Below are 19,609 nucleotides of genomic sequence, written 5' to 3'. Positions count from 1 at the left end.
GTCACCAGCCATTGGCCCGGTTGTTGTTGGCAGCAAGACTTGGACGCATCGGCTGGGGTTGTTTGTGCGTCTCATAGGCGGGATCCTTCGTGGGACGCTGCGCTTTGAAATCTGCCCTTATAGTTGCTGTGCGTTCGCCAGTCAGCAACCTGCGTTCGTTGAAGAAGGGCTACTTGGTTGATAAGACCGAGGCCGGAGACCGATCAGTGGATTTATGCGCACGGTAGAGCTCAATAGTCGCACCTTGGCAGTTCCAGAGGGTGTCCCTTACCGGCGCCTTTTCATCAAGCGGTGTCAGCCAGGAAAGTTTCAACCGCTACATTTACTAGCAATCTTCCATTCCCTGCTGTACTTGCCACGGCGAGGGTCTCCACACATGCAGCAAACAGACACCACAAGGCGCCTGCCAACGCGGAGCCTTGTCGCGTTGTGGGCTGGTTCAAGGACGTGGCGGCATAACTCGACGCTCTATCAACCAGTTTGCATCGGCTTACCTGTGACTATGCTTGCTCTCCGCATCAGACTCAGACACCGATTCCCGTTGACTGCGGCGAAGATAGCCCGGGTTGATAAAGTCCCGCCACACCCACCCCCAAAAACTCACAGTTGGATCGATCCCGACACGCTTCCACAACACGCCCGCATAGAGCGAAGAAGCGATCAACAGACTGAAGCAAAAAATGAAGCCGTCAAGAAGCGAAGCCTGCGGCAAAGAAACTTGCAGCATCAAGATAATGGTGGCCAGCCCCAGAATAGCTGCGCTGGCCATAGGTGCCCACTTCATGCATGGAACGCGAAATTCCGCTGACAAGATGCCGAGACAAACCCCTACAGCAGCGATTAAAACCTGAAACATTGAACCCCCAATTAACTATCAGTCACCTGCCCTTTCGCCCCATAGTAATATGCCTGCTCAGGCGAGTGCCATCGCACTTCAATTGGCGCTACCCAGTGACGGTGAAGCCACATTGGCTGGCAGCATCCATGGCTGCTTCAAGAGCAAGTGTCATCACTCCTGAAAAAGTATCAACCAAGATACGGGTTCTCGAAATCGCACGTACCAAGGCAGCCTTTGCTCGATACGCACTATGTGGGTGCCGAAATGGGCGTCCCGTACAGACATAGTCCGAGTGTCCCGCAAGCCAATCCCCCACCAGACACTGTGGTTTCTGACCTGCACCATTACAAGCACTGGCCGCTGAGCGTTCCATTTCCCACGCCCGTTGATCCGTCCGGTGCGCGGACGGCGGATTCCATATGGGATATCGAGCTCATGTGGGGCACCGACATGCCCCGTCGACGTGTTCCCTCGGTTCTGGCCGTTGCATCAACGCAGGTCAGGAGGTTTCATCGGTGACAGTCAGCTTGGGAACTCACAGCGAACCCGCAGCAATTCTGCATTTTTGTAGCTTCTCCACAAAAGAATGGCCTCGCACACGCATAAAGGCCATGATGTGTGCGGAAAAGCCACATAGTCGCGCTAGGCTCTGGAGACAATAGAAGGAGTCTCGTGTGAGAATCTCGCAGTCCGCCAGTGCGCATAAGCTGAGCAAAGTCCTGATTGCCAACCGCGGCGAAATCGCTGTCCGGATCATCCGGGCCGCCCGCGACGAAGGCATCGCCTCCGTCGCCGTCTACGCGGAACCGGACAGGGAAGCCCTGCATGTGCGCATGGCCGATGAAGCCTTCGCATTGGGCGGCACCACGGCCGCCGACTCCTACCTCGTCATGGACAAAATCCTCGACGCCGCCCGCCAATCCGGCGCAGACGCCATCCACCCCGGCTACGGCTTCCTCTCGGAGAACGCAGAATTCGCGCAAAAGGTGGTTGACGCCGGGTTGACCTGGATCGGCCCCTCGGCTGCCTCGATCGCCGCGCTGGGCGACAAGGTCCAAGCACGCCACATTGCCAAGAAGGTTGGCGCTCCCCTGGTTCCGGGCACCAAGAACCCGGTGGAATCCACCCAGGAAGTCCTCGACTTCGCCGACGAATTCGGCCTCCCGCTGGCCATCAAGGCAGCCTTCGGCGGCGGCGGACGCGGCATCAAGGTGGTGCGGACCCGCGAGGAAATCCCCGAGCTGTACGAATCCGCAGTGCGTGAAGCCGTTGCAGCCTTTGGCCGCGGCGAGTGCTTTGTGGAGCGCTTCCTGGATGCTCCCCGCCACGTGGAAACCCAGTGCCTGGCAGACGAGGCCGGCAACGTCGTCGTCATTTCAACCCGCGACTGCTCCCTCCAGCGCCGCAACCAAAAGCTCGTTGAAGAAGCCCCGGCACCGTTCCTCAGCGACGCACAGAACGCCCAGCTCTACGAAGCTTCCAAGGCCATCTTGAAGGAAGCCAACTACGTGGGCGCCGGAACCTGTGAGTTCCTTGTCGGCACCGACGGCACCATCTCCTTCCTCGAGGTCAACACCCGCCTGCAGGTGGAGCACCCCGTCTCCGAGGAAGTCACCGGCATCGACCTGGTCCGCGAACAGTTCAGGCTGGCCCGCGGCGAAGAGCTGGGCTACACCGACCCCGAAGTTCGCGGCCACTCCCTGGAATTCCGCATCAACGGCGAGGATGCCGGCCGCGGCTTCATGCCTGCCCCGGGCACCGTCGCCACACTGGTTTTGCCCACCGGCCCCGGCGTTCGCGTCGACTCCGGCATCACGGCCGGGGAAATCATCGGCGGCAACTTCGATTCCATGCTGGCCAAGCTGATCGTCACCGGCGCCACCCGCGAGCAGGCCCTTGCCCGCGCCAACCGCGCCCTGGCTGAAATGGAAATCGGCGGCATGCCCACCGTCCTGCCGTTCCACCGTGCAGTGGTCGCCGACCCCGCCTTCGCCCCGGCCAACGGCGCACCCTTCACCATCCACACGCGGTGGATCGAGACCGAGTTCAACAACACCATCCCGGCCTTTGACCTGGCCCAGGGCGCCCATGCAACGGACGACGCCGGTACCCGCCAAAGCGTCACCGTCGAGGTGGGCGGCAAACGGCTTGAGGTGACGTTGCCGGGCCAGTTCGCGCTCAGCAATGGTTCGGCAGGCGGTGCGAAAAAGGCCAAGAAGTCCAGCCGCAACCGCAGCTCGGGCCCGGCTGCCTCCAACGGCAATTCCCTCACCTCCCCCATGCAGGGAACCATTGTGAAGGTGGCAGTGGCCGACGGCGACTCCGTCTCCGAAGGTGATCTGATTGTGGTTCTCGAAGCCATGAAGATGGAGCAGCCACTCACGGCCCACCGCACAGGCACTGTGACCGGCCTCAGCGCAGCAGCCGGGGACACCGTCTCCGCCGGTGCCGTGCTGGCAACCATCGAGGACTGATCCCCACGCCCTCCCTTCCGCTCGCAAGCTCGCGGAGGGGCCCTCGTGCGCGTGGGCCCAACCAGCCTGGCAGACACAAGGCGGGTCCCACCGGAAATGGTGGGACCCGCCCTTTCGTTGTCAGCTCATGAAGTTGTCAGCTCACATTGGCGGTGTAGTCGATGTCGCGGGTTTCCTTCATGATGACCAGCGCAATCAAGGTCAGCACGGCCATGGAGGAGAGGTAGACGCCCACCAGGACGGGGCTGCCGTTGGCGGACTGCCACAGGGCCACGGCGATGAACGGTGCCACGGCGGCGCCGAGGATGCTGGCCATGTTGTAGCTGATGGCCGATCCCGTGTAGCGCACGTTCGTGGGGAACAGTTCAGGCAGCAGTGCGCCCATGGGGCCGAAGGTCAGGCCCATCAAGGTGAAGCCAATGATCAGCAGCGCCATCACACCCACCAGTCCGGCCCCGAACAGCGGCACGAACGTTAGGCCAAAGACCAGAATGGCGCCGGTGACCCACAGGAGGGTTTTGCGGCGGCCATACTTTTCCGCCAACGGTCCGGAGACCAGGGTGAAGATGCCAAAGAACACCACGCCAACAATGAGCATGATCAGGAACTCGTTGCGCGTGTAGCCCAGGCCGGGCACCCATGAGGCGATGGAGTCCGCCGTCATGGGCTTCCCGGCAGCCACGGCCTTGGCCTCGGCGGCTGCAAGGGTTGCCGGGGTGGTGCCATAGGAGAGCGTGAACGTGGTCATCAAGTAGAACAGCACGTAGGTGGCCAGCATGACGAAGGTGCCCAGGATCAGCGGACGCCAGCTTGTCTTGAAGACGCGGCCCACGGGCAGCTTGGAGACTTCACCCTCGTCAATGACCTTTTGGAACGCGGGAGTTTCCACCAGTTTCAGGCGCACGTACAAGCCCACAATGACCATGACGGAGCTGAGCAGGAACGGAATGCGCCAGCCCCACGCCTGGAACTGTTCGGTGGTCAGGCCAAAGCTCAGTGCCAGGAAGATGCCGTTCGCCAAAATGAAACCGATGGGGGCACCCAACTGCGGGAAGGTTCCCCAAATGGCGCGCTTTCCTGCAGGAGCGTTTTCGGTGGCGAGCAGCGCGGCCCCGCTCCACTCCCCGCCCAAGGCCAGGCCCTGCAGGAAGCGCAGAATGACAAGCAGCGCCGGAGCCAGAATGGTCCAGCCCGGCACCAGCGCAGTGGGCAGGACGCCAATCAGGAACGTGGCGATGCCCATGGTCAACAGCGATGCCACCAGGGTTCCCTTGCGCCCCACCTTGTCGCCAAAATGGCCAAACACAATGGAGCCCAGCGGCCGGGCCACGAACGCCACGCCAAAGATGGCGAAGGAGCTCAGCAGGGCCGTGGCGGCGTCGGCAGTGGGGAAGAACAGCGCCGGGAAGACCAGCACGGCCGCCGTGGCGTAGACGTAAAAGTCGTAAAACTCGATGGTGGTGCCAACGAGGCTTGCCACAATCACGCGACCCCGGCTGTTCGCTGCGGGGGTGTCCACTTTTCCCGCGTTGTGGGAAGTACTCATGAGGCAGCTTTCTTTAGCGCCGCGCGTAGCCCAGGAACCATGGCGCGGCTGTGTCATGGTGATGTCAGGGAACAATATTAGCGAACTTGTCCGCCTGGTGGACAACTGATGCCACCATCTGGACATCCCACCTCCCACTCACAGGTGTTTTGCGCAAAAAAGTACGACGGCGGGAGGCGCCCCGGCAGCGTTCCTGCCGGATCCTGGACCACTGCCGGCAGCTAACCGGGGCGGTTGTTCTTGCCGTCCAGCCAAAGTTCAGTGGATTCATCCCGGTGCGTTCCGTCTGAACCAACGTGTTTTTCACTAATGGTGGGCCCGTTCTTGATCACGTGCACCAGGGCCATCGCGTGCCCGCGGCCCAGTCCGTAGTCTTCCTTGAGCCAGTCGATGATCGCCCCGGCTTTGACGGGCTCTTCATCCAGGCCGCGTTGATGTGCCAGCACCAGAAGTTCCCGGGGAGTGAGTCCGGTCTTGTCTTCAATCGTGTTGAGGTACGCCTGAAATGACATGGTCCGGTCTCCTGATGGACGGGTGGCGGTTTGAGCATTAGACAGTACTGTAGCCAGAAGGACACGGCGGCGTCCAGAACTTTTCAAGGATTCCGTTATGTGCGCTCGAGGTAAGCGTGCAGGACTTGATCAGGCAATGAGTTGGAGGAATGGGCGGCCTGAAGGAATGCGAATATGGCCAGCCGACTTCTGATCCAAAGCGTGCTTGCAACTCTGGCTATGATCATGAGTTTTCTGGTCACAGCACTTCCAGCCCAGGCCGCCACACTGAGTGGCCATGACATTTCCTGGCCGTAATGTCCAACTTCAGTGGGCGGTTTCGGCTTGCCGTTTACGAAAAATCCCCTGTCTCGGCAGCCAGCTGGTGAGCTAGGGCTCCAAGGGTCCGTGGTCCGCCCCTGCCATGGTGTGGATCGACGTCGAACCCCGCACGGCCCAGCTCTGGCCCACCGCAGGCTCCTCACGGAAACTCAGGCGCAGACAAGCGTCAGATCAGGGCTGCCGCCTCACGCAACCACCGCTGCTGGCCGGTGGTTTCGACGGCGCGGGGGTGGTAGTTCGCCCGAACCCAGTCCACGGCGTCGGCACCGCCAATTCCGGCCATCATGGCCAGCAGTGCAAGGGCCGTGCCAGTTCTCCCAACGCCGCCGCGGCAGACAATCTCAACCCGCTCCCCCAATGACCGCTCGAAGGCTTCCCGCAAAGCGTCCACAGCATCCGCGCTCGACGCCGGCACCCCGAAGTCCCGCCACTTCACCCAGCGGTACTCGGGCAACGGGTGGCGGGGTGCGCTGCCCAGCAAGTAGACGGCGAAGTCAGCATGTTCGGCTGTTTGGCGGGAATCACGCCGGCTCGCGCCCCTTACGCGCCGGCCATCAGGGAATTCCACCACTGACGCTTGGCAGGTCCACATGGTCATTTCTCTACGGTACGCCGGGGCGGGATGAAAGTTGAAGGGTCCCTGGCACAGCAGGGCCCGCGGCAGGAGTGCATCGCGGGCCCTGCCTCCGGGCCAAAGAGGCTAGAGCTGGCCGGGACCCAGCGGGAGCGGCTCTATCGGCTGGTCATTGGCGGTCAGGTCGATCCCGAAGTCCTTGGCAAAGACAACGCGCGTGTCCTTGTAAATGCCGGGGTGGTTCTCATCCAGCTCAAACACGCGCGCACCGCGCAGGCGGTTCCGCTCGGCACCGGGCAGGCCGTAAGCCCCGAAGCCCGTACCCGGCGCGTAGCCCAGCTCAACGCCATAGTAGTTGCCCACGTAAGTGTTCACGTGGTCGTGGCCCACAAAGTATCCCTTGACATCCCCACGCTCCAGGAAGGCATTGAACAATCCGGAGTTGATGGGGCCGGGGCACTCATCCTCGTTGCGCTCCCCGACGATGGTGTGCCGGGTGAGCGCCCGTGCGTGGTCAGATTCCTGGCGTGAGTCAAGGCTGGCAAACCACATGTTGCGGTGCTCGTGCAGGGCGATGTGGCCCCACATCAGGGAGGGCACCTTCTTCCCGTATTTGCGCTCCGTTGCCAGGGACATTTCGCGATACCAGTTGACCTGGTCCATGCGCACCCAGTCCCAATCGGGGTAGCCCTCAAAGCTCTGCCCGTTGATGGTGCCCGGCGCATAGCGGCCCGTGTCGATGAGCCAGAGGCCAAAGGCGGGCACCTTGGATTTGGCGGACTTGATGAGCAGCTGCGTATTGGAGGTTCCAGTGAGGCCCGGCGTGGAGTCTGCGTTTACGTTGAACTCGTAGCTTTGCAGGAACGCAAGCATCTTGGCTTCCGTCATGCCAGTTCGCGCAAGCGAGTCCTCATCATGGTTGCCGAACGTCACTGCCCAGCTGGTCCTGCGCCGTTCCATGGGGAGCACCACATGGTTCAGGGCCTGCTTGACCTCCAGTTCGTTGTCGCAGCCCCCGGTGATCACGTCACCATTGATGACTACGAAATCGGGCTTCTCCGCGTCGAGGGTGCGCTCCATGAGTTCGATGGTGCGGCGGTCGGTGCGTTCGTCGTCCTGCGTGTCATTGAACTGGACAATCTTGAAGGTGCCGTTGGGCCGGAACGCGAGGCTCGGCTTGGGCGGCTTGGGCCCGGGTGCCGCCTTGCTCTCGGATCCGGCCGCCACGGTGATGCCCAGCGCCCCCAGTGTTCCCGCGGCAGCCAGTGCCGTCCTCCGGCTGAGTTTTGGCTGGTTGATGCTTGCCGTCATTGCTGCCTCCCAAAGGTTGCGCGGCGCCTGTTTGGGCCGCGGCTGCACCACGACAATAGAGAGCTGGATCAGCCAAATCGGCAACACGGGGCGGACGGCGTGGTAACAGTGGGTGAACGTCCGGTACGACGGCGGTCCCGCCCCTTTGGTGTAGAATCCCAAGCTGTCTGTCACCGACGGATCGCTCTGACCTGCGTCGATGCTCAACGCTGGATCTGCGGAATTCTCAAATTCGTATCACTTTCCTACGAGGCGCATCATCGTTGGTGAAGACGCGCCATCCAGTTCCACGTGCGATGACCAAATCAACTGGGGTCAGGCGGTATTGGTGGCTGTCCTCGGTTCGTCGTGACGCCGAAAATCCAAAACATTTATCCCGCTCATCCTTCCTTCAGTAGGTATCGCGATCAACGTGGCTTTCCCTTCAAAGAACCTAAATCATGTACATTTCAAAATGCTGGATGTACAATTTAGCTATGTCCATTGTCAGCGTCGCAGACGCACGCAACCACTTTTCAGACGTCATCGATCGCTCGAAGACCGAAGCGGTGTTCATCGAGCGCCGCGGTCATCGCGCCGCCGTGGTTGTCAGCCCTGAGCGCTACGAGCAGATGCTTGAAGCTCTGGAAGAAGCCGAAGATGTCGCCGCATTCGATGAGGCTATGGCAGAGGAGGGCCCCAACATCCCTTGGGCTCAAGTGAAAGCCGATCTGGGCTGGGTATGACCTACCAAGTCGAGTTGCGTCCTGCCGCAGTTCGCGCGTTGAAACGAATTGACCATCAGGATCGCGACCGCATCCGTGGAGCGATCGCGCTCCTCGGTGAGGATCCACGGCCGCCAGGCGCCAAGGCCCTCCAAGGGCGTCCCGGCCTCAGAGTTCGCATAGGAGACTACCGCATCGTCTACACGGTTGACGACAACATCCTCGTTGTAGCAGTGATCACGCTTGGTCATCGCAGCAATGTCTACGAACGCTGACTGCCCGCCGATAAATCAGCTTTTCGTCACCCCGGTGTCCCGCAGAAAGTTCCCCTATGGAATGTTTGCATTCTTCGCTCACTTTGTGAACGAACCAATAGAGTAGGCCATCATAGATTGATGGAGCCTATCGCAATTGCCCGTTCATTCGTTGAAGAGATGCACGTCGGGGCGGATGCATCCATCCTTGGCGGTAGCGCGGCCCTCGGCCGGGCAACGTCAACCTCAGATCTTGACATAGCCATCCTCTATGAGGATGGTGAATCCAACTATGCCGAGACGGTCCGGTATCGCGGATGGATCGTGGAAGCCTTCGTTCATACCCCGGCCAGCCTGGACTTCTGGTATGAGAAAGAACGGACCATGCGATGTGCCGTCATCGGGGATATCTGTGCCCGCGGACTGTTGCTGACGGACAATGGTCCTGGCAAGAAATGGCAGGATGCGGCGCGCCGCTACATGGAACAGGGCCCTATGCCGTTGACCGATGGCGAACGAGACCTACGCCGGTACGATCTCAGTTGCTCACTGGATGACCTTTTAGGTTCAGTGGTTCCAGCCGAGACATTCGCCATCGCCTCTGAAGTATTCAACCAAACAGCTGAATTGCTCTTGCTCCAGCACCGAATGTGGTTGGGAAAAGGTAAATGGGCGCTCCGTCGTTTGGAGCAATTACCCAACGTCAGGGACGCCGTGGGGCTCTTGGCTTGGGCAGCGTCACCGGACCACGACCAATATCAGTTGGCAAAAATCGCTGGCGATGTACTGAACAAGAATGGCGGGTACGCAATGGACGGCTTCCTACGAGGTACCCGGTAGAGGTTCCCCTGCGGGCGGCGTCGCCCTGAACTGCTTTCTAGATGCTGAAGAATGGACGGGCTTTTGCCAGGCCGGTGACGACCAGATCTGCGGGATCGATCGGGACCCAATCCGAAGCATCGAGGCGCAACCGGTCGGAGACTACAGCTCGCCCTGCGAGGACGTCCCGCGAGATGCCATCGTGACGATAGCCGAGCCGACGCGAGACGCCTTGCGAACCAACGTTGTCTTGGAACACCTCGGTCAGGGCGGTGACGGCTCCCAACCCTTCAAAAGCAAGGCTCAGCAAAGCCGTCCGGGCCTCAGCGCCAATGCCCTGCCGGTGAAATTCAAGGCCAAGCCAAGACTCGGTTTTTACTTCACGCAGTACAAGAAAATTGCGTGCCTTTAGCGTGACCATGCCCACCGGCTCGTTTCCACGGAATACGCCCATTTCCAAGGCCCAATCCTCCGCACACCATGCTCCCCGGCGGCTCCAATGCTGCTGCATCACGTGGAGCGCCCGCTCACGAGGAGGAAGATCCGTCCATGGTGTCAAGAAAGGCTGCTCACCAGGCTCATGCACCCCGTTGGCTGCGACCTGAGCCAGTTCGGATAACTCGTCATCGTTTGGAATGCGGAGTTCCAAACGCTTGGTCGCAAGCTTCAATTGGGCGAGAGGCCAGTAATCGTTGAGCACTTCGCCAGTATGGCACGGCAGCGTTCGCCGACTCACGATGCGAAGCGCAAGCAACCGCATGCCAACTGCCGCCACTGTCCCGAAGACGACTCGGCTTGCGGGAACCACGGAACATTGTCTAGCCGGGGAATCCCAATCTTGATGACGACCGCAACCAAGCCAATGACTGGTGACACGAAACCCGGAATAGTGACATGCAGCTCCGGAACCTACATTTGGTGAAAAGACGAAACGGTCGTTGCAACTCCCAAAAAGATTAGGTGTTGCAACGACCGCTGGAACTCGCCCTTCCATCGAAGGGCACCTCGCGCCGTCGTCCGGACGGATGTCATGCAGGGAGGAGCCGTGCGGGAAGAACTGTGCAAAAAAGAATCCGGTCACGTGCGTGCATCACCGGGGTGCGCCGCAGCCTAGAGCTCGTGCGGCATTTCTTCCGGAAGCTGTTCTTCGTCCTCGGGGTGGCGGGCGAGATTCCACAGGGCGAGTCCCAAGCCGCCCCAAACCGTCAGCAAGGCAATGATCATCATGGTGATGGCTGCGGGAGTCATGCCTCCACCTCCTTCTTGTTGTTGTCGATGTCGCCTTCAAGTTCCGCGGCGGCGTTGAACTCTTCATACTCGGGATCCTTGAGCTTGGACTTCTCGCTCCATGGAATCAGTGAGAGCAGCAGTGCTCCCACAATCAGCGCACCGGCCATGCCCCAGCCGAAGACCCCGTTGAACCAGGCGGGATAGCCGGAATACTGCTCCGTGCTCTTGGTCTGCACCTCGTTGATGAGCAAGTAGCCCAGGACCACCGGAACAATGCCGCCGACCAGAATGCGCCATCCGGCGCCCAACTTGATGGTGGAGGACTTGTTGAGGTGCTGCTGCAGGCGCGGGAGGCTGCCGAGCCCGGCCGAGATCACGATGACCGCGACGAGCGCACAGGCCAGGATGCCGAACTGGTTCACAAACGCATCCGAGGTGTCCAGCAGCTGAAGGCCGGTGGTGGTCGGGAACAGGATCAGCGAGATCAGCGCAATGGGGATGGTGACCACCAAGGTGGCCCCCTTGCGGCTCCACCCCAATTTGTCCTGGAACGCCGCCACGATGACCTCAAGAATGGAGACCAGCGACGTCAGCCCGGCGAACACCAGCGAGCCGAAGAACAGCACGCCGAGCACCGCACCGAAGGGCGCCTCGGAGACAATGGTCGGGAACGCCACGAAGGCCAGCCCAATACCGCCGGAGGCCACTTCGTCCACGGCCGTTCCTGAGGCCACGGACATGAATCCAAGGGCTGCGAAGACGCCGATCCCGGCGAGGAGTTCGAAGCCGGAGTTGGCGAAGGCCACCACCATGCCCGAGCCCGTCAGGTCGGTTTTGCGCTTGAGGTAGGAGGAGTAGGTGACCATGATGCCGAAGGCCACGGAGAGGGAGAAGAAGATGTGGCCAAACGCCGCGGCCCACACACCGGGGTTCGCCAGGGCGGACCAGTCGGGGGTGAAGAAGGCGTTCAGGCCCACCATGGCACCGTCAAGGAAAAGCGCCTGCACCACGAGGACCACGAACATGACAACCAGCAGCGGCAGGAACACGGCGTTGGCCCGTGAAATGCCCTTGTTCACGCCGGCCACCATGATCACGATGACCACAATCCACACCGCAAGCATCGGGAAGAAGACCTTCGAGACGAAGTCGAAGGACAACCCCGCCTGGTCGGCCGTGTGCAGGAAGTCGTTGGAGAAGAAGCCCTGGGCATCATCACCCCAGGCCTTGGTCAGGGAGAACCACGTGTACATGGCAGCCCACGCGATGATCGCGGCGTAGTAGATGGCGATGACGAAGCAGATCAACACCTGCCACCAGCCAATTGGTTCGGCCGCGCGGTGCAGGCGCCGGTAGGCCAGCGGGGCCGACCCGCGGAAGCGGTGGCCAATTGAATAATCCAGGAAGAGCAGCGGGATGCCGGCACACAGCAGCGCCACGAGGTAGGGGATCAGGAACGCCCCGCCGCCGTTTTCATAGGCGATGTACGGGAAGCGCCAAATGTTGCCCAAGCCGACGGCGGAGCCGATCGCTGAGAGAATAAAGAGTTTTCGCGAGGAGAAAGTTTCTCGACGGGCCGGAGCAGCTGTTCCACCCCGGCCGGCGGGTGATGTTGTCATTAGGCCACATTAGCCAAACTGTCCAGCTAATGGAGAGCTTGTGCCATTATGTGGACGGCCACGCCGAGTTGCAAGCTGCAGGAATCCCTACCCCCTGCGGATACTTCTGCTTCTGCGCACCATTTGCCCTGAATGTGCCGCCACTGCCGCAGCTGCGGCACATCCGACCTTAACGGTGCGCAGAAGTCCACATGTGCATGCGCTACATGTGCACGTGCAGCCTGCGCGCAGCCTCGGAGATGGATCCCGACAGGGACGGGTACACGGTGAAGGTGTTCGCGACGTCGTCCACGTGCAGGTTGTGGGTCACAGCCAGGGCGATCGGGAAGATCAGCTCGCAGGCACCGGCGCCGACCACCACTCCGCCAATGACGGTTCCCGACCCCTTGCGGGCAATGATCTTGATGAAACCGTCGTCGTCGTTGCGCATCTTGGCCCGGGCGTTTGTCTTCAGCGAGAGCTTGATGACGTCGCCCTGGTACTTCCCGGTAGCCAGGTCAGCCTCGGATACTCCAACCGACGCAATTTGGGGGGAAGTGAAAATATTGGACGAGACCTGATGGAGCTTGAGCGGGTGGACGCCGTCCCCGCCCAGGTGGGCCACGGCGATGCGCCCCTGCATTGCTGCAACGGAGGCCAGCGCAAACACACCGGTGCAATCCCCTGCCGCATAAATGTTGGGGGCGCTGGTGCGGGAGACGCCGTCGACCTTAATGTGGCCGCTGGGGGTAACCTCGACGCCGGCCTTTTCCAGGCCAATGTCGGTGGTGTTCGGGATGGACCCCACACAGACCAGGCAGTGCGTGCCGGTGACGGTGCTGCCGTCGCTCAAGGTGACGATGACGCCGTTCTCCGTGCGCTTGACGGCCTCGGCGCGGGAACGGGAGAGCACGCGCAGGCCGCGGCGGGCAAAGACGTCCTCGAGCACGGCGGCGGCGTCGGAGTCTTCGCCGGGGAGCACCTGGTCGCGGCTGGAGATGAGGGTGACCTTGGAGCCGAGGCCGTTGTAGGCGGAGGCGAACTCGGCTCCGGTGACGCCCGAGCCCACCACGATGAGTTCTTCGGGCAGCTCGTCAAGATCGTAGATCTGCGTCCAGTTCAAGATGCGTTCGCCGTCGGGCTGGGCTGTTGCCAGCTCGCGCGGGTGGGCGCCGACGGCAATCAGGATGGCGTCGGCCTTGACGATTTCCGTGGATTCGCCGCGGTCCACTTCGATGGTGCGGCTGTCCAGCAGACGTCCCGTGCCGATGATAATTTTCACGCCCAGGGCTTCAAGGCCCCGGCGGATGTCGGTGGACTGTTCGCGGGCCAGATGCATGACGCGTTCGTTGATGTGCAACAAGTCGGCCTTCATGGCCTCCTTGGGGTTGCCGTCGGGGGCCTTGAAGTTCACGCCCAGCTCGGTGGAGTCGGCGCTGCGGTTCATGGCCTCGCTTGTGGCAATGAGCGTCTTGGACGGGACCACATCAGTCAGGACGGCGGCACCACCCACCCCGGAGCGTTCAACGATGGTCACCTGGGCGCCCATCGAGGCTGCCACGAGTGCGGCTTCATAACCGCCGGGGCCACCGCCGAGGATCGCAAGGCTGGGAAGGGCAAAGGGCTTGGAGGCATCTTGTTCGCTGGTCACAGTTGTTCATTCTTGCCTATCTATTACGGCACACCAAGTTCCAGCTGTTTCGCGGCCCCTGTGGAGCGCCTTGTGCGGGGCGGTTCCGGTGCGCACTTACCACGGGCAGGTATGTTGGTGGCATGAGCGATTTAAACACTTTTCCGGCCGGGGACCCCACCGCCCTGGCAGCGTCGGCGGCCGCATTCCTGGCCAAGGCAACCGGCGTCGCCCGGCACGACTTGGCCTTGGTGCTGGGATCAGGGTGGGGCGGTGCGGCAGGGCTGATCGGTGAAACCACGGCCGTGGTTCCGGCCGAGGACGTGCCCGGCTTCAGCGCGCCGTCGGTCCCGGGGCATGTGGCCACCATCAGCTCGGTGCGCACGCCCGACGGCAGGAACGTGCTGGTGTTGGGCGCCCGCACGCACTTTTACGAGGGCAAGGGCGTTCGGGCCGTGGCCCACGGCGTCCGCACGGCAGCTGCCGCCGGCGCCAAAACGGTGGTGCTGACCAATGGCTGCGGCGGCCTGAACCGGGACTGGGAACCGGGCACTCCCGTGCTGATCAGCGACCACATCAACTTGACGGCGGCCTCCCCGCTCGAGGGCGCCACCTTTGTGGACCTGACGGATTTGTATTCATCCCGGCTGCGGAATCTTGCCCTGGAGGTCGATCCCACGCTGGCGCAGGGCGTGTACGCGCAGTTCACCGGCCCGCATTATGAAACCCCGGCAGAGGTGCAGTACGCCAAGCGAATCGGCGCCGACCTGGTGGGCATGTCCACCGCCTTGGAAGCCATCGCCGCCCGGTCTGCCGGAATGGAGGTCTTTGGCATGTCGCTGGTGACGAACCTGGCCGCCGGCATCAGCGCCGAGCCGCTCTCGCACCAGGAGGTCCTGGCCGCCGGAGCCGCCGCGGGTCCGCGCATCTCGGCGCTGCTGGCGGACATCATCGCGAAGATCTAGCCGCCGCCGGGAATGCCCCAGTTTGGAGAAATCCGGGCTGGGGCATTCTTGTATCCGCACACATGTTCACTGACACCGTATGGTGGCATACTGGAGGCAGGAGGAGCCATGGCAGAGAAATTCATCGGAACAGCGGAACACGCCGGGCAGCGTGTGCGTGAACGCCGGGCCGAACTTGGCCTCAACCAGACACAACTAGGACAGCTGGCAGGGGTCAGTCGCAAATTTGTCTCCGATCTGGAGTTGGGACACCCGCGCGCGGAATTCGGCAAGGTTCTGGATGTGTTGCGTGCTGCGGGCTTGGAACTTTCAATGCTCACAACGCGACGGCCGCCGGAGAAGTACGTCGTCGATCTCAAGACCCATGTCAGCCGCGTCAACACCCACTCAAAGCTGAAGGAAATCAAGGCAATCCAGTCTGCAAGGAAGAGCGGAGAAGGAGCTCAGGGTCCTCTTCGATGAAGTGCCAATGGGCATTCTCACACAAACCTACGGCGGGCAGACTCAGTTCCAGTACAACTCCAGCTGGCTCGATGACACCACCTCGACACCCATGTCCCTGTCGCTGCCAATCGCAGAACAACCCTACAGAGGTGCCCGGCTGGAGAACTTCCTCTGGGCCTAGCTGCCCGACAACGACGACGTCATCCAGCGGTGGGCCAAGAACTTCCAGGTCTCTCCACGCAATACTTTCGGACTTCTTCAACACGTGCGCCGGGACGTCGCCGGTGCCATCAGCTTTGTCCCCATGCATGACGATGAGAACCGCTGGTCCGAAGGCAGCCTGGAAAACATAACGGATCAAGAAATCGGACTCCGTGTAGGATCCCAAGTTGTCTGTCACCGGCGGATCGCTCCGACCTGCGTCGATGCTCAACGCTGGATCTGCGGAATTCTCAAATTCGTGTCACTTTCCTACGAGGCGCATCATCGTTGGTGAAGACGCGCCATTCAGTTCCACGTGCGATAACCAAATCAACTGGGGTCAGGCGGTATTGGCGAGCATCGGGCCAACGCTTGTCGGAGTCAGAAGAACGGACCCGTGGAAGGCGGAAATTCTGTCCCGTATAAGGTTACCCAGCGGAACATGGCAGGCTGACATGGGTGCAAACCGAGTTTGCTCCCTAAACGCACCACCGACCGACCGGCTTACAGGACTCCCGTTGGACCCCCAGTTTGGACTGCTTTCTAACCCCGTCACGAAGATCCGTGAGGGCGCTGACCAGGGACCTCACCTCCGCGATCTTCACTTTGGGCCTAGAAAAGGCACGCCGTCCACTTATCGTTTTGGTAGCTTATACACGAGCGCCTCGTCTCAAGTACTCAACATGGTCTGAATATGGCTGCGACACACCGATTCGACCCATGAGAAAGCAACGCCGCATGTGCGTGTCTTTGTGGATGGCCCCCGTTGGCAGTCCAACATACCCAAGCAAGTTCGTGGTTAGCGCATCGGATATATCTAGCAATGGAAAGATCATTGAGGTCAGCAGTACTGGCCAGGGACCGTCCAGTCCGTTTGATAGCCACCTACATGAATGGGTAGCTCCGGAGTTCATTTTCCAACTGAAGTCGATATCAGGCGTGTACTTCAAGCTGAGATCGGTGGTCTTGAGATCTACATTCGAGATTTTGTCCTCGCAGCGAACGTTCTGAACCTGCCCGGTGCTGTCGTTTACCTTCACCGTTAAGCCAATGCTGCGGAACAGCGCAATGGCACCTTCACGCGACGTTCTAACTCTTTGTAGGTCCCCGGTGCTGTCTCCCAAAGCGTCTTTCAAAGTTAGAAGAACTGGGATTCCACCTTGGATGCCGGCCAGAAAGTCGGCCGCTGATCTCGCCAGACGTTCCTGAGATGAGATCTGCGGATCCACAAGGGAACAAACTCGCAGTGCCGCATCATGAATCGCTCTAACGCAGTTCATGGTGGGAAGGGCAAGCATCTGATCGCTCGATAAGAGCGCAAGGATTCCCTGGAGATACTCCTCGATGGACTGTAGAAGGGTGGCTACAGATTGGGCAGCAGCTGTATAAGCTCCTTGGGTTAGCTCTACATGTTCGGTTTGAGCGGCCCAGGTTCGATCCTTGGCTGCCGGCGAGTCCCCGAGCGGATTAGCGAAACTGGTAAGCACCTCACCAGATAGTTTTGCAAGGTCGTGACTCTGCTGGTTGAGTATTCGCTTTACGAGAAGGTCTACGTCAGGTACTTGGAATCGCATGATCCAAACCTACGTGAATGCGGGAGCGGCAAAGCCTATGGACAGTCACGGCAAATGCAGAGCCCTACCCGACTCCCCTGACCGTTCGGTAAAGAATCCTCCTGCCGGAAACCATAGGCTGCGCCAATCTGTAGCGTATGCCGTTACCCGGCTGGAACATCCACCAGGCCTTTTCTGTTTGTGCCCTCCATGCTCGCGTGATGGGCTCTGGTGACACGAAATTGAGAACGGTGACACGCTAGTGACACGAAACTGAGAATAGTGACATCCAAAACGAGAACCTACACCTCAAGGACCTGTTACGCGTCGCATAGTTTGGGGAGCATTGGTCATTGTGGGTGACGATGCAGGCTGCTGCGGTTCGTGCTTCGTTGGCGGCGTCAGCGTGACCACCAGATCCGCTATTCCCGCCGGCGCCTCGACTATTTCAGTAGCCAGGTTGGCACAGTGATTTTGCCCGTCTGGCCGGTGGCGGGCTGAAACTTCCGTTCCGGGTGCTGCCGGTTCCACACGAACTGGCCCCTTCCCCGTTGTGGGCATGGTAGGCAAGAGTCATTGACATGAGCTTTTGGCCGAGGAAATGGAGCGGACTCGATGCTGGTCGTGGGCAGCCCCGAGCAGACCGATACAGCTTTGCTGGCAGGCGAAATACCCTGCCCTCACTGTTCGGTTCCACTGCGCCCCCACGGGCACGCCCGGCAGCGGACCGTGCGTGGCTTGGGTCGGGAGCGGCTGACCGTGCGGCCGCGACGGGCCCGCTGTTCCGGCTGCAGACGCACCCAAGTCCTGTTGCCGGCCGCGTTGGCCCTACGACGGGCAGATGCTGTGGAGGTTATCGGAACCGCACTGGCCGCCAAGGCTGCCGGCAGCGGCCACCGCACGATCGCCGCGAACTTGGACCGGCCCGTCTCGACGGTGCGGCGCTGGCTGCGCCGGGTCCCGGAGAAGCACGTCCACTGGCTGCACAAGCAGGCAGTAAAGCACGCATTTAGCCTCAAGCCAGAGATGCTGGCTGGCCCGAAGCCGTGGCCGAGCCTGCTCGGCTGGAGCCTGAACATCCTGGCAGGCGCCGCACTGGCCTTCAACCATCGGGCAAGAATGGAGCTGCCACCGTGGACCGTGATCGGGTACTTCACACGAGGTAACCTACTCAGCCCACCCCTGCGCAACTAAAAAACGGAGCATTCCTGCTTTGCCATGCCCTGGACCAAACGTCACCATGACGACGACACTGAAATCTATTCACAAACACCCGCCAGCGTTGACGATCGCCACGTCACCATGACGACCAAACCTGCCAATCCCATCGTCACCCAAGGCGACGCTGCCATCGTCAAACACCGCGCTCCATAACAGGACCCCACGGAGAAGGCCTACTTCATCTGCCACACCCCCGAGAACGTCACCGTGATCGAGCTGGCACGGGTCGCCGGGGCCCGCTGGGCCATTGAGGAAACCTTCCAAACCTCCAAGGGCGAAACCGGCCTCGACCACTACCAGGTGCGCCAATACACCGGCTGGTACCGGCACATCACCCTGTCCATGTTCGCCCACGCCTTTCTCAGCGTCATCCGCTCTAAAAAGGGGGTCCAAACCCAGGTGCCCAGCAACTGGTAAGGCTCTCACTGCCCGAAATCAGGCACCTCATCACCCGAATCGCCTGGCACCGGCAGCCGGACCCACACCACGTGATCCGCTGCTCACTCTGGCGACGAAAACACCAACACCGCGCCCAACAATGCCATTACAAAGCCCGCGGCCACATCCTACAAAAACGACTGTAGTACTAGAAGCCACCCCCGCGTCCCACCTCGCTCCCGTGCTTGGTGCCGAACGAAACTAGAGGGATCCTGCCTGGACTGTGTCCTTGTCCTGGTCTCTGAGATATCCGGGAATGGGGGTTTTGTAGTCGCCCATAATCCTCCGGTATTCAGTCTGGCTATCGGGGCCTTCGCCGTCGCAGACGATCAATCGAATCCCGTCAAGGTCTTCGACACCCTTGGCGTTGAAGAAATCAACAGCGTTCTGATTGCAACGGCTGTAGCGGCCAGAGGCATCGTAGATCGAGGTGATTGCCTCGGTGGGAGTGAAGCGTCCGCCGCCTTCGCAGCGTCCCGCTATCGTGTCGATGCGACCCTCGCTCCAACGGGTGAAGGCTCGCTCCAAGGCAACAGATTGCTGCACCTCAATATCCAGAAGGGTTACCGCAGAGTAGTCATACAGGGCCAGCATCTTCGCATAGCGTGGCGGGAGCCCTTCCCACGACAAAGTTCCCTGAATGACCACATTCTCTTTGCGCTCCAGGCATCGCTTGATCATCAGATCAGCCAAGGCAACGCTCTCGTTGTGTACCAGGGATGAGAGCTCGTTCATCATGATGGGGTGGCCATCGGCAAGGTTGGCCGTGAGGAAATCGTCAAAGCGCCCGTCCCTGAGGGCAGCTTTCAGAAGCCTGATCTTGATCTCATCGGCGTCAATTTCTCTCCACCCGTCAGCAAGATGCATCTCATCAATGTGCGTTGACTTCCCCGCCCCGGGTGGCCCAGCCGTCACGACGACAGTGGCAAACCCCTCCTTTTGGATAAGCTTCTCTCCCTCGGAAAGTAGCTCATCC

19 protein-coding genes and 2 pseudogenes are annotated in these 19,609 nt (G+C 60.8%); 10 read left to right on the top strand and 11 right to left on the bottom strand.

Annotated elements, in window-relative coordinates; translation table 11 throughout:
• Positions 1 to 490: 490 nt before the first annotated feature.
• Positions 491 to 769: a hypothetical protein gene (locus QMG25_RS12475; protein ID WP_283460650.1), complete on the bottom strand. Its 279-nt coding sequence runs from the start codon at positions 767 to 769 to the stop codon at positions 491 to 493.
• 743 nt (positions 770 to 1,512) lie between these two features.
• Between QMG25_RS12475 and QMG25_RS12470 the strand changes: the two genes are divergently transcribed.
• Positions 1,513 to 3,312, top strand: coding sequence for an acetyl/propionyl/methylcrotonyl-CoA carboxylase subunit alpha (locus tag QMG25_RS12470; protein WP_283460649.1), 1,800 nt, complete (start codon positions 1,513 to 1,515; stop codon positions 3,310 to 3,312).
• 136 nt (positions 3,313 to 3,448) lie between these two features.
• Here the strand turns inward: QMG25_RS12470 and QMG25_RS12465 are convergent, their stop codons facing one another.
• The 4 genes from QMG25_RS12465 to QMG25_RS12450 form a co-directional block, all read right to left on the bottom strand.
• Positions 3,449 to 4,858 (bottom strand): MFS transporter, encoded by a 1,410-nt coding sequence (locus QMG25_RS12465; RefSeq protein WP_283460647.1) that lies wholly within the window; start codon positions 4,856 to 4,858, stop codon positions 3,449 to 3,451.
• Between the two features lie 221 nt (positions 4,859 to 5,079).
• Positions 5,080 to 5,370 (bottom strand): DUF4287 domain-containing protein, encoded by a 291-nt coding sequence (locus QMG25_RS12460; RefSeq protein WP_283460645.1) that lies wholly within the window; start codon positions 5,368 to 5,370, stop codon positions 5,080 to 5,082.
• 487 nt (positions 5,371 to 5,857) lie between these two features.
• Entirely contained in the window at positions 5,858 to 6,289 is a 432-nt protein-coding gene (locus QMG25_RS12455) for a protein-tyrosine phosphatase family protein (protein WP_283460643.1), read from the bottom strand.
• 102 nt (positions 6,290 to 6,391) lie between these two features.
• Positions 6,392 to 7,783, bottom strand: a complete 1,392-nt coding sequence (locus tag QMG25_RS12450; protein ID WP_349307135.1) for a metallophosphoesterase family protein — start codon at positions 7,781 to 7,783, stop codon at positions 6,392 to 6,394.
• A 269-nt stretch (positions 7,784 to 8,052) separates the two neighbouring features.
• Between QMG25_RS12450 and QMG25_RS12445 the strand changes: the two genes are divergently transcribed.
• The 3 genes from QMG25_RS12445 to QMG25_RS12435 all read left to right on the top strand — a co-directional run bounded on the left by QMG25_RS12445 (position 8,053) and on the right by QMG25_RS12435 (position 9,374).
• Positions 8,053 to 8,301, top strand: coding sequence for a type II toxin-antitoxin system Phd/YefM family antitoxin (locus QMG25_RS12445; protein ID WP_113719418.1), 249 nt, complete (start codon positions 8,053 to 8,055; stop codon positions 8,299 to 8,301).
• Positions 8,298 to 8,555: a type II toxin-antitoxin system RelE family toxin gene (locus tag QMG25_RS12440; RefSeq protein ID WP_283460639.1), complete on the top strand. Its 258-nt coding sequence runs from the start codon at positions 8,298 to 8,300 to the stop codon at positions 8,553 to 8,555. The genes QMG25_RS12445 and QMG25_RS12440 overlap by 4 nt, the downstream gene beginning before the upstream one ends.
• A 120-nt stretch (positions 8,556 to 8,675) precedes the next feature.
• Positions 8,676 to 9,374 (top strand): nucleotidyltransferase domain-containing protein, encoded by a 699-nt coding sequence (locus tag QMG25_RS12435; RefSeq protein WP_283460636.1) that lies wholly within the window; start codon positions 8,676 to 8,678, stop codon positions 9,372 to 9,374.
• Positions 9,375 to 9,411: 37 nt separating this feature from the next.
• Here the strand turns inward: QMG25_RS12435 and QMG25_RS12430 are convergent, their stop codons facing one another.
• The 4 genes from QMG25_RS12430 to QMG25_RS12415 all read right to left on the bottom strand — a co-directional run bounded on the left by QMG25_RS12430 (position 9,412) and on the right by QMG25_RS12415 (position 13,832).
• Positions 9,412 to 10,053, bottom strand: coding sequence for a GNAT family N-acetyltransferase (locus QMG25_RS12430; RefSeq protein WP_283460635.1), 642 nt, complete (start codon positions 10,051 to 10,053; stop codon positions 9,412 to 9,414).
• Between the two features lie 410 nt (positions 10,054 to 10,463).
• Complete coding sequence (locus QMG25_RS12425; protein WP_283460632.1) at positions 10,464 to 10,601, bottom strand: methionine/alanine import family NSS transporter small subunit; 138 nt, start codon at positions 10,599 to 10,601, stop codon at positions 10,464 to 10,466.
• On the bottom strand, positions 10,598 to 12,202 hold the full coding sequence (locus QMG25_RS12420) for a sodium-dependent transporter (RefSeq protein WP_283460630.1): 1,605 nt from the start codon (positions 12,200 to 12,202) through the stop codon (positions 10,598 to 10,600). The genes QMG25_RS12425 and QMG25_RS12420 overlap by 4 nt, the downstream gene beginning before the upstream one ends.
• Before the next feature lie 202 nt (positions 12,203 to 12,404).
• Positions 12,405 to 13,832 (bottom strand): NAD(P)H-quinone dehydrogenase, encoded by a 1,428-nt coding sequence (locus QMG25_RS12415; protein WP_283460628.1) that lies wholly within the window; start codon positions 13,830 to 13,832, stop codon positions 12,405 to 12,407.
• A gap of 122 nt (positions 13,833 to 13,954) precedes the next feature.
• On the opposite strand from QMG25_RS12415, the gene QMG25_RS12410 reads away from it, so the two are divergent.
• The 3 genes and pseudogenes from QMG25_RS12410 (at position 13,955) to QMG25_RS12400 (ending at position 15,716) form a co-directional block, all read left to right on the top strand.
• Positions 13,955 to 14,776, top strand: coding sequence for a purine-nucleoside phosphorylase (locus QMG25_RS12410; RefSeq protein WP_283460626.1), 822 nt, complete (start codon positions 13,955 to 13,957; stop codon positions 14,774 to 14,776).
• A 108-nt stretch (positions 14,777 to 14,884) separates the two neighbouring features.
• Positions 14,885 to 15,238 (top strand): helix-turn-helix domain-containing protein, encoded by a 354-nt coding sequence (locus QMG25_RS12405; protein ID WP_283460624.1) that lies wholly within the window; start codon positions 14,885 to 14,887, stop codon positions 15,236 to 15,238.
• Positions 15,239 to 15,245: 7 nt separating this feature from the next.
• Positions 15,246 to 15,716, top strand: a pseudogene (locus QMG25_RS12400) (HipA N-terminal domain-containing protein).
• A gap of 355 nt (positions 15,717 to 16,071) precedes the next feature.
• Here QMG25_RS12400 and QMG25_RS12395 read toward each other — a convergent pair.
• A complete protein-coding gene (locus QMG25_RS12395) occupies positions 16,072 to 16,995 on the bottom strand; it encodes a hypothetical protein (RefSeq protein WP_283460621.1) in 924 nt (307 codons plus the stop codon).
• 594 nt (positions 16,996 to 17,589) lie between these two features.
• Between QMG25_RS12395 and QMG25_RS12390 the strand changes: the two genes are divergently transcribed.
• The 3 genes and pseudogenes from QMG25_RS12390 to QMG25_RS12380 form a co-directional block, all read left to right on the top strand.
• Entirely contained in the window at positions 17,590 to 18,168 is a 579-nt protein-coding gene (locus QMG25_RS12390) for a DUF6431 domain-containing protein (protein ID WP_283460619.1), read from the top strand.
• Positions 18,169 to 18,192: 24 nt separating this feature from the next.
• Positions 18,193 to 18,348, top strand: a complete 156-nt coding sequence (locus QMG25_RS12385) for a hypothetical protein (RefSeq protein ID WP_283460617.1) — start codon at positions 18,193 to 18,195, stop codon at positions 18,346 to 18,348.
• A 3-nt stretch (positions 18,349 to 18,351) separates the two neighbouring features.
• Positions 18,352 to 18,612 (top strand): annotated as a pseudogene (locus tag QMG25_RS12380) (IS701 family transposase); the annotation flags it as partial.
• A 222-nt stretch (positions 18,613 to 18,834) separates the two neighbouring features.
• Here the strand turns inward: QMG25_RS12380 and QMG25_RS12375 are convergent.
• Positions 18,835 to 19,500 (bottom strand): hypothetical protein, encoded by a 666-nt coding sequence (locus QMG25_RS12375; RefSeq protein WP_283460614.1) that lies wholly within the window; start codon positions 19,498 to 19,500, stop codon positions 18,835 to 18,837.
• Between the last annotated feature and the right edge of the window lie 109 nt (positions 19,501 to 19,609).

Origin of the sequence: Arthrobacter sp. H35-D1 (assembly GCF_030063185.1) — a bacterium.
Lineage (GTDB): Bacteria > Actinomycetota > Actinomycetes > Actinomycetales > Micrococcaceae > Specibacter.
The sequence above is the reverse complement of the archived record's forward strand: the minus strand, read 5'-3'. Positions and strand labels throughout refer to the sequence as shown.